The sequence below is a fragment of the Streptomyces sp. S6 genome, assembly GCF_054880855.1.
On record NZ_JBTYMC010000002.1, the window covers coordinates 12448 to 25792 of the forward strand.

Below are 13345 nucleotides of genomic sequence, written 5' to 3' on the forward strand. Positions count from 1 at the left end.
ATCTGACGATGTGTCAGATGCGGCGCTACGATGCTGGCCTCCACCGATGCCGAGGGGGTCCCATGGACAGCACAGGCAAGTTGGACGGCCGGGTCGTCATCGTCACCGGCGCGGCCCGAGGGCAGGGTGAGCAGGAGGCGCGGCTCTTCGCCGCCGAGGGGGCACGGGTCGTCGTCGCCGACGTCCTGGACGAACAGGGTCAGGCGCTCGCCGCCGAACTCGACGCCCTGTACGTCCACTTGGACGTCCGTGACGAGAACTCCTGGCGCCTCGCGGTCGATTCGGCCAAGGAGGCGTACGGCCGCCTCGACGGACTCGTGAACAACGCCGGCATCCTGCGCTTCAACGCCCTCACGGACACACCGCTCGACGAGTTCATGCAGGTCGTGCGGGTCAACCAGGTCGGCTGCTTCCTCGGCATCAAGACGGCGGCGCCGGACCTCACGGACGGCGGGACGATCGTCAACACCGCCTCGTACACGGCGATCACGGGCATGGCGGCGGTCGGCGCGTACGCCGCGAGCAAGCACGCGATCCTCGGCCTGACCCGCGTCGCCGCCCTGGAACTGGCTCCCCGGGGCATACGCGTCAACGCGATCTGCCCCGGCGCGATCGACACGGCCATGTCCAACCCCTCTCTTCTGGACCCGACTTCGGACCCCGAAGAGACCTCGAAGGCCCTGGACACCCTGTACCGCAAGCTCGTTCCCCTCGGCCGCATCGGCCGCCCCGACGAAGTCGCCCGCCTCGCCCTGTTCTTGACGTCGGCCGACTCCTCGTACATCACCGGCCAGCCCTTCGTGATCGACGGCGGCTGGCTGGCGGGGGTGTCGGTGATCTGAGGTTTTGCCGAACGGTCGACCGATCGGCCGCGCGGTCCGGATAGCGTCCTCGACGTTCACGGATCGCGATGAGCGGGCTCCCTCCTGGCCGGAGGGGTCCGCCGGGAGGTGTGCCATGGGACCGGTCGACGTGTCGGGGACGGCTGCCGCGCTGCCGCAGGCGTGGAGTTCGCTGCCGCTGGGGCGGGTGGGGACGGCGTGCGTGAAAGTGCTGCGCATGGACGGGCGGCCGGTCGCGGAGGAGGTCCACGCCGGCGCGGAGGCGCTGTTCGTGGTGGCCGGGAGTCTGGAGCTGGCGGTCGAAGGTGCCCCGGTGTCGGTCGGCGCGGGAGAGCTGTACCGGGTGCCCGCCGGGGTCCGGCACGCCGTGCGGCCGGGCAGTCACGGGACGCTGGTCATCGTCGAGGCGGACACATCTGACTGAGCGTCAGCTATTGACGGTGTATGCCCGTGGTGCCAGAGTCGGCCGCAGTCCATGAGCTGACGGTGTGTCAGATAACCGCTTGGGGTGGTGAACCTCCTTGGAATTCGGGCTCTTTGTTCAGGGATACGTCGGCAAGCGGGCCGAGACGGACCCGCTGGCCGAGCACAAGGCGCTGATGGAGGAGACCGAGTACGTCATCGAGGCGGACCGGTCGGGCTTCAAGTACGCCTGGGCGTCGGAACATCACTTCCTCGACGAGTACTCGCACCTGTCCGCCAACGAGGTCTTCCTCGCCTACCTGGCGCACGCCACCGAGCGCATCCACCTCGGCTCCGGCATCTTCAACCCGCTCGCGCCGGTCAACCACCCCGTGAAAGTCGCCGAGAAGGTCGCCATGCTCGACCATCTCACCGGCAACCGCTTCGAGTTCGGCAGCGGCCGGGGCGCCGGATCGCACGAGATCCTCGGATTCATGCCGGGCATCACCGACATGAACCACACCAAGGAGATCTGGGAAGAGACGATCGCCGAGTTCCCGAAGATGTGGCTCCAGGAGGAGTACGCCGGATTCCGGGGAAAACACTGGCAGTTGCCCCCGAGAAAGGTGCTGCCCAAGCCGTACGGCAAGTCCCACCCGGCGATGTGGTACGCGGCCGGCTCGCCGTCGTCGTACTCGATGGCCGCCCACAAGGGCCTCGGCGTCCTCGGGTTCAGCATCCAGAAGGTCTCCGACATGGAGTGGGTGCTGGAGCAGTACAAGACGGCGATCGTGAACGCCGAACCCGTCGGGGACTTCGTCAACGACAACGTGATGGTGACGACGACGGCGATCTGTGCGCCCACCCACGACGAGGCCATCCAGGTCGCCGTGAACGGTGGCCTGCACTACCTGCCGTCGCTCGTCTTCCGCTACCACGACACCTTCCCGCGCCCCGAGGGCTTCCCCGTCTGGCCCGAGACCCTGCCCGAGTACACCGCCGAGTTCGTCGAACTCCTCATCGAGGAGGAGCTGTTGATCTGCGGTGACCCGGACGAGGTGACGCGCCAGTGCAAACGGTGGGAGCAGGCCGGCGCCGACCAGCTCAGCTTCGGACTGCCGGTCGGCGTACCGAAGGAACAGACCCTCCAGACCATCAAGTTGATCGGCGAACACGTGATCCCGAAGATCGACACGGACCCCGTGCACCGGACCACACGGTTCCGTCAGGGGGCGTGAGAGCTCATGCTCGATCACGTCATCAAGGGGGCCACGGTCGTCGACGGTTCCGGGGCCCCCGCCCGCGTCGCCGACGTCGGCATCCGGGACGGCCGGATCGCCGTCATCGGTGAAGTCACCGAGGAGTCAAGGACGTTCGAGGACGCCACCGGCCTCGTCCTGTGCCCCGGGTTCGTCGACCCGCACACCCACTACGACGCCCAGCTCTTCTGGGACCCCTACGCCACCCCCTCCCTCAACCACGGCGTCACCACCGTCGCGGCGGGCAACTGCGGCTTCACCCTCGCCCCGTTGAACCCAGCCCGCCCCGAAGACGCCGACTACACACGGCGGATGATGTCCAAGGTCGAGGGCATGTCCCTGGTCGCACTGGAGGAGGGGGCGCCCTGGAACTGGCACTCCTTCGGCGAGTACCTCGACGCCCTGGAAGGCCGCATCGCCGTCAACGCCGGTTTCATGGTGGGCCATTGCGCGCTGCGACGGCACGTGATGGGCGCCGACGCGGTGGGCGGCCAGCCGTCCGAAGAACAACTCGCCGAGATGGTCCGGCTGTTGCACGAGGCGATGGACGCCGGAGCCTGGGGCTTCTCCACCACACAGTCCACCACCCACTCCGACGGCGACGGCCGACCCGTCGCGTCCCGGCACGCGTCGCCCGCCGAACTCATCGCCATGGCCAAGGCCGTCGGCGAACACGAGGGCACCCAGATCGAGGCGATCGTCGCCGGCTGCCTCGACCAGTTCGACGACGCCGAGATCGACCTCCTCGTCGACATGTCCGCCGCCGCAGGCCGCCCCCTCAACTGGAACGTCCTCACCATCGACGCCCAGGTCCCCGACCGCGTTCCCCGCCAACTGCACGCAAGTGAGCGCGCCCGCAAGGCCGGTGGCCGGATCGTCGCGCTCACCATGCCGATCCTCACGCCGATGAACATGTCGCTCGGCACGTTCTGCGCGCTCAACCTCATCCCCGGCTGGGGCCCGATCCTCGGCCTGCCCGTCCCGCAGCGCATCGAGAAACTCGCCGACCCCGACGTCCGCACCGAAATGCTGCGCCGCGCCGACTCCAAGGAGGCGGGCGTCTTCCGCCGGCTCGCCGACTTCGGCCGGTACGTCATCGGCGACACCTACAGCCCCGAGAACGAGGGCCTCACCGGGCGCGTCGTCCGCGACATCGCCGCCGAACGCGGCCAGGACCCCTTTGCGACCCTCGTCGAGATCTGCACCAACGATCAATTGCGGACGGTCCTTTGGCCGATGCCCCGCGACAACGACCCCGCCTCCTGGGCGCTGCGCGCCGAGACCTGGCGGCACGAGGACGTCCTCCTCGGCGGCTCCGACGCCGGCGCCCACCTCGACCGGATGTGCGGGGCGCCGTACACCACGCGCTTCCTCGGGGACTGCCTGCGGGGACGTCAACTCGTCGGTCTGGAACAGGCCGTGAAGATGCTCACCGCCGACCCCGCCCAACTCTTCGGACTGCGCCGGCGCGGACGGGTGGCGGAAGGGTTCCACGCGGACCTCGTCCTCTTCGACCCCGACCGCATCGACGCCGGGAAGGCCACCCTCGTCCACGATCTGCCGGGCGACAGCCCACGCCTCGACTCCAAGGCCATCGGCATAAAAGCCGTCTGGGTCAACGGAGTCGAATCACTGCGCGACGACGTCCCCACCGGCGCCGTCCCCGGCAAGGTGCTGCGCTCCGGCACCGACACCCGCACGGTGAGCACCAAGTGACCGACGGCCAGCGGCTGTTCGTCGGCGGCGAGTGGGTCGAGCCCGACGGTGGGCACTACGAGGTGATCGACCCCGCGACCGAGGACGTCGTCGGGCTCGCGCCCGAGGCGTCCGCCGGGCAGGCCCGGGACGCCTGCGCGGCGGCCCGTGCGGCGTTCGACGGCTGGTCACGCACCCGCCCCGAGGAACGGGCCGCCGTACTCGCCCGCGCCGCCGACCTGATCCTCGCCCGCCGCACCGAACTCACCGACCTCGCCCGCGCCGAGACCGGAGCGACCACCGCGACCGTCCGCGCCATGCAACTCGGCGTAGCCGCCACCCGGTTCAGGCGCTACGCCCGCGTCGAACCCGCCGAGTGGGCGATCCCCCCGCAGATCAACGAGGCCGGGCCGATGGGCAGGGCCGCGGTGATGGGGGCGCTGGCGGTACGGCAGCCCGTCGGCGTCGTCACCTGCGTCACCTCCTACAACAACCCCTGGGCCAACCCCGCCGGGAAGATCGCACCCGCACTGGCCATGGGAAACACGGTCGTTGTGAAACCGGCACCCCAAGACCCTCTGTCCGTCTACCGGATGGCCGAGGTCCTGGAGGCCGCCGGGGTACCGCCCGGCGTCGTGAACGTCGTCTCCGGGGAGGCCGTCGAGGTGGGGGAGGCGACCGTCGCCTCACCCGACGTCGACATGGTGAGCTTCACCGGGTCCACCGCCGTCGGCGTACGGATCGGCGAGGTCTGCGGGCGGGACATGAAACGCCAGCTCATGGAACTCGGCGGCAAGGGCGCCGCGTTGGTGTTCGACGACGCGGACCTCGGCTCGGCCGTCGCCGGGATCGGGACGACGTTCTCCTTCTACAGCGGACAGATCTGCACGGCGCCGACCCGGGTCCTGGTCCAACGAGGGCTGTACGGCAGGCTGGTCGAACAACTCGTCGCGTATGCCGGGCGGTTGACGCTGGGCGATCCCGGGCGGGCCGGGACCGTCATGGGGCCGCTGATCAGTGCCGTCCATCGCGAGCGGGTGCGTTCGCATGTCGAGTCCGCCGTCCGGGAGGGGGCAACTCCCCTGGTGGGCAAGGTCGTCGACCTTCCCGAGCGGGGCTTCTACCTCGGGCCGACCGTCCTCGCCGACTGCACCAACGCGATGCGGGCCGTCCGTGAGGAGATCTTCGGGCCCGTCGTCGCCGTCCTCCCCTTCGACGACGAGGAGGAGGCCATAGCCCTCGCCAACGACTCCGACTACGGGCTCATCGACTACGTCTGGTCCGGCGACATCGCCCGCGCCTTCCGCGTCGCCCGTCGGCTGCGGGCCGGGGGCGTGGGGATCAACACCGTCGGGCGGAACATGGAGGCGCCGTTCGGGGGGTTCAAGAAGAGCGGGGTGGGGCGGGACGTGGGGTCCTACGCGCTGCACGCGTACAGCGAGGTGCAGGCGATCGTGTGGCCGGGCTGAGAGCGGTTTCCGGTGGTTTCTGCGACCGGTTCCCGCCGGGCGGGGTGCCCCGTCATGCGGCACTATCGGTGCATGGGTGATGAAGCGGGCGCCATGGTCGCGGTCGACGGCGGCGAGGTCTGGGCCGACGCGCGGGGCGACGGGGACGGGCCGCCGCTGGTCCTGCTCCACCCCGGCGTCGGCGCCTCCGAGATCTGGGAACCGGTACTCGGCCCGCTGACCTCGCGGCACCGGGTGATCCGGTACGACGCCCGGGGGTACGGCCGGTCTCCGGCACCCACCTCGCCGTACCGCCAGGACGCCGATCTCGCCCTGGTGCTCGGCCACTTCGGCGTTTCACGGGCCGTGCTGATCGGCTACAGCATGGGCGGGGCCACCGCGACGGCCTACACGCTGGACCATCCCTCACAGGTCGCCGCGCTGGGGCTGCTCGTCCCCGGTGTGCCGGGGTACCCCGAGCCCGATCCGCCCGAAATGGCCGCGCAGGTCGAGCCGTTGGCGCGGGCCGGGGACCTCGAAGGACTGGCCGACCTCGGGATGTCGTGGTGGGGCGGGGCCGGGACGCCGCCGGACAGCGAGGCGCGGCGGATGCTGCGGGGGGTGCTGCCGGGGTGGTTCACGTCGTACCAGTACGAGGACCAACTGCCGCCCTGCTTCGACAGGTTGAGGGAGCTGGCGGTGCCGTGCTCGCTGCTCCTCGGGGAGAAGGACCAGTCGGTCGTCGTCAAGCGGAACGAGGTGATCGCCGCACGGATCCCGGGGTGCCGGCTGGTCCGGGAGGCCGAGTGCGACCACTTTCCCACGCTGCGGGTGCCGGGGGCGGTTGTGGAGCTGGTCGAGGGGTTGTACCGGGAACTGGGGTGAGGGGAGGGGAGTGGGGGCGCCCGAAGCGGGAGCTGGGGCTGAGGCTGGGGTCGGGGTCGGGGTCGGGGGGGGGCTGGTACTACGGGTATGACAGGGCTCACCCCGCGTCCAGATCCACCCGCACGGTCAGCAGATCGTTCCCCAGTACCCGTACCGCCGCGCTGTTCATCCTCGGCAGCCCCCGCAGCCGGGCCACCGCGTCGTCGTCCCGGAGGATGTGCGCCGTCCCGGTGTACCAGCGGCCCCTGAGCCGGACCCGGACCCTCGGGTCGGCCTTGATGTTCCGGATGTACTGGGAGCGGTCCCCGAACTCCGACACCAGCCAGAACGCGTCCCCGACCCGGCGCCCGCCCAGCGGCGTGCGGCGGGGGAGCCCGGAGGTCCGGCCCGTGGTCTCCAGGACGGTCTGGAGCGGCAACCTGCGGATGAGGGGGTTGAAACGGCGCTGGAAGGCGGTGGTGATCCGGTAGCGGCGGTCGGTGCGTGGGGACATCGAGGGTCCTGACGAGTGAGGGCGGACAAAGGACGGGAGATGCGGGACACAGCACCCGGCGGTGCGGGACACAGCACATGATTCCCGTACCCCTCAGGTACCCCGCCGATTGTCCCCTTCGGCCCGTCGACCGCCCCCTCAGCCCCGCCCGCGCCCCAGGAACACCGGATTGGTCAGCGCCGCGAACGCCCCCGGCAGCGGCGGCGCGGTCGCGGCGTGCCGGACCTCGGCCCGCACGTACGCCGCGTACGACGGCGTCGTGCGCCACTCGAAGACCCCGGACCCGGAGTCCCCTACGGGTGCGCCGGTGAACAGGACGCCCTGGTCGGTGACGAGGCGCACCACGCACCCCGTGACCCCTGAGACCTCCACCCGTACGACCACAGAGGTATCCGCCCCCACCGCGAGCCGCTCCCCGACACCGGCGTGCTCACCGCGCGGCCCGGTGACGGTCAGCGCGACGGAGACGTCCTTGGACTCGGCGACGTACGACCGCCCCGCCCGGATGCCCGCCTGGATCGCCTCCCGCGTCAGGTCGTCGGCGAGGACGACGGTCTGCGGGAGCCCCACCACGTCCGGATCGCGGTGGGCGTCGCTGTTGCCCATGGCCGGGAGCCAGTCGCGGCCCTCCCGCACGGCGGCGACCAGCGTCGCGTCCCAGGAGGCCAGCGCGAACTCGTCGTCCGGGGTGTAGGGGCCGTTCCACACCTCCACCGCGTCCGCGTCGCCGAACCCGAACTTCCAGGCGCAGCCGATGCAGGTGGCGTGCGGATGCGCGGGGACGACGAGCCCGCCCGCCCGGCGGATCCGGCGGGCGAACGTGCCGAACCGGTTGTCGCGGGCCCGGTAGCGCCAGTCGACGAAGGTGCCGGGGTCGGTGCCGAGCGCGACGACGTGGCCGTTGCGGGTGGTGATCTCCTCGCCGAGCAGGATCAGCAGGTCGTCCCCGGCCTGGTCGGCCCAATGGGCGTGCCCCGCATGGGTGTTGTGCTCGGACGTGTTGATGAAGTCCAGCCCCGCCGCCCGGGCCAGCGCCGCGATCTCGGCGGGGGTGCGGCGGCCGTCGGAGTACCAGGAGTGCAGGTGGCAGTCACCCCGGTACCAGGCCCGGCCCCGCCCCTTCGCACGCTCCGGCGGATACACGGCCCTGGGGGTTTTCCCGTACGACCCGTAGGTGAGGGTCACGGTGATCTCGTACGAGAGTCCCTGCGGGGCGACGGTGTACGGGCCGAGCGCGACCGACCAGGTGCCGGGCCGGATCACTCCCGGGAGGTAGCCGGGGGTCGCGTCGTCCGCCCGGACGAAGAACTCGGTGCGCGCGCCCCCGGACCAGCCGCGGAAACCCCGGCCGCCGAGTTCGGTGCCGCGCTCGTCGAAGAGGCCGATGTCCAGGGCGTTGCCGGTGGTGCCGGCCGGGACGGTCGGCCGGTCGTAGGTGTACGACACCCGCAACTCGCTGACACCCGACGGGACTTCGACGGGTACGTACACGAAGTCCGGTGCGCCGGTCGGCAAGGTGCCGCGCACGGTCCTGGTCTGCGTTCCCTGCCTCGGCACTTGCTCCTCGGCGGAGGCGAAACTCACCCCTCCCAGCGTCATCGCGGTGGCCGCACCCGTCACGAACAGGGCGCGTCTGCCGATCTCGTGAGCGTCCTCGCACATGGGGCCAGTGTGCAGGAGAGGGGTGAACTCGGGGCGGCCTCAAGGGAATCGGAGAGTGAGGCAGTCTGGGGCACACACTCCGGTCAGGGGCTGGCCGAGTTGGAGACGGAACACCGGGAGATACGGAACATGCGCACACCGACGTGCCTGCTGGGCGGAGCCGGCATCAGTGAACGGGTCGATCACGGTCATGACCCCGACCGGTTCGTGGAGATCGGGTCGATCACCAAGGTGTTCACGGCGACCGTGCTCGCCGGACTGGTGAAGGAGGGGACCGTCGGCCTCGACCTGCCCCTGGAGGAGTGCCTGCCGTCCGTCCCGAGAGGTACGGGTATCACCTTGCGCAACCTCGCCGAGCACACGTCAGGGCTGCCCCGGCTGCCCGTAGTACCCCTAGGACCTCCGGACGACCCGTACGCCGGTTTCACGGAGGCGGCGCTCGGCGAGGCGCTGCGGGAACTCGACCGCCAGGTCGCCGGGCGGCAGGGCGAGGAGGAGTACTCCAACTTCGGGTACGCGGTGCTCGGGCACGCGCTCACGGTCGCCTCGGGCCGGTCGTACCAGCAACTCGTCGACGAATACGTGCTGTTGCCCCTGGGGCTCGACCCGGGAGCCGTGACGGCACATCCCCCGGCCGGGTCCCGGCTCGTGCCGCGCGGGTTGTTCGGCCGGGTCCTTCCCCTGTGGGACCTCACCGGGCCGATCCTCCCGGCGGGCGGACTGTGGTCCACGTGCCGGACGCTGGCGGACATCGTGGTCGCGCTGCTCGTCGAACGCCGGCTGGGGGAACCGGCGCTCGCGTGGCAGCGGGGGCCGACGACCCTGTGGCACAACGGGGCCACCCGGGGGTCGTCCGTCATGGCCGCCGTGCACGACGACGGGGCGTGGCTGCTGCTGCACCGGCTCGGCGCGTCGGCCGAGACCGATCGGCTGGCCACGGAGATCCTCCGCGCGGCCGTCGCGGCGCGGGGAACGGACGGGACGGCACCTTGAGCAAACGATTCCGACCAGTCGGTATGGACAGTTCAGGCCACTCCGGGTACAGATGGGGGCATCACCCGCGCCATGCCCCCCGTACACCCCGAAAGGCCGTCGTATGCGTATCTCGGTCACCATCTTCCTCACCGACGAGACCATCACGCCCACGCGTCTCGCCCGAGAGCTGGAGGACCGGGGCTTCGCCGGTCTCTATCTCCCCGAGCACACGCACATCCCGGCCGACCGCACCACCCCCTACCCCGCAGGTGGGGAGCTACCCAGGGAGTACGGGCGGACGCTGGACCCGTTCGTCGGGCTCGGGCAGGCGGCGGCGGTCACCGAACGGCTCGGGCTCGGCACCGGGATCACACTGGTCGCGCAGCACGATCCGATCGCCCTCGCGAAGCAGGCCGCGACCCTCGACCACCTCTCCGGAGGGCGGCTGACGCTCGGGCTCGGGTACGGGTGGAACGTCGAGGAGGCCGCCGACCACGGGGTCGAGTGGCGGACCCGGCGGGAGCTGGTGCGGGACCGGATGGCGCTGATGCGGGCGCTGTGGTCCGAGGAACCCACCGGCTACGAGGGCGAGTTCGGGAGCGTACGGCCGTCCATCGCCTACCCCAAGCCGGTGCGCGGGCCGCGCGGTCCGGTCGTCGGGCCCCGCACCCTCATCGGGGGTGACGCCGGGCCCAAGCTGTTCTCCCACATCTGCGAGTACGCCGACGGGTGGCTCCCGATCGGCGGGCGCGGGCTCCGGGAGTCCCTGCCGGTCCTGCGGGCCGCCTGGCAGGACGCCGGGCGTGAGCCGGCGGACCTCCAGGTGGTGCCGTACGCCGTGGTCCCCGAGGAGGGAAAGCTCAAGTACTACGGGGAGTTGGGGATCGAGGAGACCGTCGTGCAGCTGCCGCCGGCGGGGGAGACCGAAGTACTACGGGTACTGGACGGGCTGGCCCGCTTCCTGTGAGGCGGAGCCGAAGGAGGCAGCGGGGGTACGGGTACTACGGGAAACCCCGTAGTACCCGGTGAGCCGGCGGGGGTGACCCCTGATACATCCCCGTCACCCCTGATCAGCCCGAACGTATGCTCAAAGGATGACGACTTCCGCGACCTCGGGAACCGGCCCCACCGAGAACTCCATGCGTCGCGCCCTCAAACGCGCCCGGGACGGCGTCGCACTCGACGTGTCCGAGACGGCTGTGCTGCTCCAGGCGCGCGGCGAGGCCCTCGACGACCTCACCGCGTCCGCCGCCCGGGTGCGCGACGCGGGGCTCTCGGCGGCCGGTCGGCCCGGCGTCATCACCTACTCCAAGAGCGTCTTCATCCCCCTGACCCGCCTGTGCCGCGACAAGTGCCACTACTGCACCTTCGTCACCGTCCCGGGCAAGCTCCGCCGCGCCGGGCACGGCATGTTCATGTCCCCCGACGAGGTCCTCGACGTGGCCCGTAAGGGTGCCGCCCTAGGGTGCAAGGAAGCCCTGATCACCCTGGGGGACAAGCCGGAGGACCGCTGGCCCGAGGCGCGCGAGTGGCTCGACGCGCACGGCTACGACGACACCATCGCCTACGTCCGCGCCATCTCCGTCCGCATTCTGGAGGAGACCGGCCTGCTGCCCCACCTCAACCCCGGGGTGATGTCCTGGACCGACCTTCAGCGCCTCAAGCCCGTCGCGCCCAGCATGGGCATGATGCTGGAGACGACCGCGACCCGCCTGTGGTCCGAACCCGGAGGCCCCCACTACGGGTCCCCCGACAAGGAACCCGCAGTCCGGCTACGGGTACTGGAGGACGCCGGCCGCTCCTCCGTCCCCTTCACCTCAGGGCTGCTCATCGGCATCGGCGAGACGTACGAGGAGCGCGCCGAGTCCCTCTTCGCGCTGCGCAAGGTCTCCCGCGCCCACCACGGCATCCAGGAACTGATCATCCAGAACTTCCGCGCCAAGCCGGACACCGCGATGCGCGGCATGCCGGACGCGGAACTCGACGAACTCGTCGCCGCCGTCGCCGTCTCCCGGCTCGTCATGGGCCCCGCCGCGAACATCCAGGCCCCGCCGAACCTGGTCGACGGCGAGTACGAGCGCCTGATCCGCGCGGGCATCGACGACTGGGGCGGCGTCTCCCCGCTCACCATCGACCACGTCAACCCCGAACGCCCGTGGCCGCAGATCGAGGAACTCACCCGCCGATCCGCGGCGGCCGGCTTCGAGCTGCGTGAACGCCTGTGCGTCTACCCGGAGTTCGTCACCCGGGGCGAACCCTGGCTCGACCCCCGCCTCCTCCCGCACGTGCGCGCCCTCGCCGACCCGGAGACCGGTCTCGCGCTCCCCGACGCCGTCGTCGAGGGCCGCCCCTGGCAGGAACCCGAGGAGGTCTTCGAGGGCACCGGCCGCACCGACCTGCACCGCACGATCGACACCGAGGGCCGGACGACCGACCGTCGCGCCGACTTCGACGAGGTGTACGGCGACTGGTCGCAGCTGCGCGAGGCCGCCGCCCCCGGCATGGTCCCCGAGCGCATCGACACCGACGTCCGCCAGGCCCTCGCGACGGCCGCCGACGACCCGACGAAACTCACCGACGCCGAGGCCCTCGCCCTCTTCCACGCGGACGGCCCGGCACTGGACGCGCTGACCCAAATCGCCGACGACGTAAGGAAGTCGGCGGTCGGTGACGACGTCACCTACATCGTCACCCGAAACATCAACTTCACCAACGTCTGCTACACCGGCTGCCGTTTCTGCGCGTTCGCCCAGCGCCGCACCGATGCCGACGCCTACACCCTCTCCCTGGACCAGGTCGCCGACCGGGCCCAACAGGCTTGGGACGTCGGGGCGGTCGAGGTCTGCATGCAGGGCGGCATCCATCCCGACCTGCCGGGGACCGCGTACTTCGACATCGCCAAGGCGGTCAAGGAACGCGTCCCGGGCATGCACGTGCACGCGTTCTCGCCGATGGAGGTCGTCAACGGCGCGACGCGCACCGGGCTTTCGATCCGCGAGTGGCTGACGGAGGCCAAGGCGGCGGGACTCGACACCCTGCCCGGCACGGCCGCCGAGATCCTCGACGACGAGGTCCGCTGGGTCCTCACCAAGGGCAAGCTGCCCGCCGCGACCTGGATCGAAGTCGTCACCACCGCCCACGAGTTGGGGCTGCGCACCAGCTCGACGATGATGTACGGCCACGTCGACCAGCCGCGCCACTGGCTCGGCCACCTCCGCACGCTGGCCGGCATCCAGCAACGCACCTGCGGATTCACGGAGTTCGTGACGCTGCCGTTCATCCACACCAACGCGCCGGTGTACTTGGCGGGGATCTCCCGGCCGGGGCCGACGATCCGGGACAACCGGGCGGTGACCGCGATGGCCCGGCTCCTGCTGCACCCGTGGATCCCCAACATCCAGACCAGCTGGGTGAAGCTGGGCACCGAGGGGGCGGCCGAGATGCTGCGGTCCGGGGCGAACGACCTCGGCGGCACGCTGATGGAGGAGACCATCTCGCGGATGGCGGGCTCGTCGTACGGGTCGTACAAGTCGGTCCGGGACCTGATCGCCGTCGCGCAGGCGGCAGGGCGCCCGGCGAAGCCGCGGACGACGCTGTACGGCGAGGTGTCGCAGGCGCGGCAGCGGGCGGCGGAGGCGTCCGACGGGCACCTTCCGGAACTGCTGCCGGTCCTCGACTGACCCT

General features: G+C 70.9%; 11 protein-coding genes. 9 read left to right on the top strand and 2 right to left on the bottom strand.

From position 1 onward, the window contains the following. Positions 1-62: 62 nt before the first annotated feature. The 6 genes from ACVNF4_RS00410 (at position 63) to ACVNF4_RS00435 (ending at position 6531) form a co-directional block, all read left to right on the top strand. Positions 63-842 (top strand): SDR family NAD(P)-dependent oxidoreductase, encoded by a 780-nt coding sequence (locus ACVNF4_RS00410; RefSeq protein WP_461800573.1) that lies wholly within the window; start codon positions 63-65, stop codon positions 840-842. 115 nt (positions 843-957) lie between these two features. Then, a complete protein-coding gene (locus ACVNF4_RS00415; RefSeq protein WP_461800574.1) occupies positions 958-1266 on the top strand; it encodes a cupin domain-containing protein in 309 nt (102 codons plus the stop codon). Positions 1267-1363: 97 nt separating this feature from the next. Continuing rightward, positions 1364-2482 carry an LLM class flavin-dependent oxidoreductase gene (locus ACVNF4_RS00420; RefSeq protein ID WP_461800575.1) on the top strand — a complete coding sequence of 373 codons (1119 nt, stop codon included), beginning with the start codon at positions 1364-1366 and terminating at the stop codon, positions 2480-2482. Positions 2483-2488: 6 nt separating this feature from the next. Further along, positions 2489-4219, top strand: a complete 1731-nt coding sequence (locus ACVNF4_RS00425) for an N-acyl-D-amino-acid deacylase family protein (protein ID WP_461800576.1) — start codon at positions 2489-2491, stop codon at positions 4217-4219. Beyond that, positions 4216-5667: an aldehyde dehydrogenase family protein gene (locus tag ACVNF4_RS00430; protein ID WP_461800577.1), complete on the top strand. Its 1452-nt coding sequence runs from the start codon at positions 4216-4218 to the stop codon at positions 5665-5667. The genes ACVNF4_RS00425 and ACVNF4_RS00430 overlap by 4 nt, the downstream gene beginning before the upstream one ends. A gap of 72 nt (positions 5668-5739) precedes the next feature. Further along, positions 5740-6531: an alpha/beta fold hydrolase gene (locus ACVNF4_RS00435; protein ID WP_461800578.1), complete on the top strand. Its 792-nt coding sequence runs from the start codon at positions 5740-5742 to the stop codon at positions 6529-6531. Positions 6532-6628: 97 nt separating this feature from the next. On the opposite strand, the gene ACVNF4_RS00440 is transcribed toward ACVNF4_RS00435, so the two are convergent. Next, positions 6629-7024: a nitroreductase/quinone reductase family protein gene (locus ACVNF4_RS00440; RefSeq protein ID WP_461800579.1), complete on the bottom strand. Its 396-nt coding sequence runs from the start codon at positions 7022-7024 to the stop codon at positions 6629-6631. A 138-nt stretch (positions 7025-7162) separates the two neighbouring features. After that, a complete protein-coding gene (locus ACVNF4_RS00445) occupies positions 7163-8686 on the bottom strand; it encodes a CehA/McbA family metallohydrolase (protein ID WP_461800580.1) in 1524 nt (507 codons plus the stop codon). A 129-nt stretch (positions 8687-8815) separates the two neighbouring features. On the opposite strand from ACVNF4_RS00445, the gene ACVNF4_RS00450 reads away from it, so the two are divergent. The 3 genes from ACVNF4_RS00450 to ACVNF4_RS00460 all read left to right on the top strand — a co-directional run bounded on the left by ACVNF4_RS00450 (position 8816) and on the right by ACVNF4_RS00460 (position 13341). Continuing rightward, entirely contained in the window at positions 8816-9679 is an 864-nt protein-coding gene (locus ACVNF4_RS00450) for a serine hydrolase domain-containing protein (RefSeq protein WP_461800581.1), read from the top strand. Between the two features lie 103 nt (positions 9680-9782). Continuing rightward, complete coding sequence (locus tag ACVNF4_RS00455; protein ID WP_461800582.1) at positions 9783-10628, top strand: LLM class F420-dependent oxidoreductase; 846 nt, start codon at positions 9783-9785, stop codon at positions 10626-10628. Between the two features lie 127 nt (positions 10629-10755). Continuing rightward, positions 10756-13341 (top strand): bifunctional FO biosynthesis protein CofGH, encoded by a 2586-nt coding sequence (locus ACVNF4_RS00460; protein WP_461800583.1) that lies wholly within the window; start codon positions 10756-10758, stop codon positions 13339-13341. Positions 13342-13345: the final 4 nt, after the last annotated feature.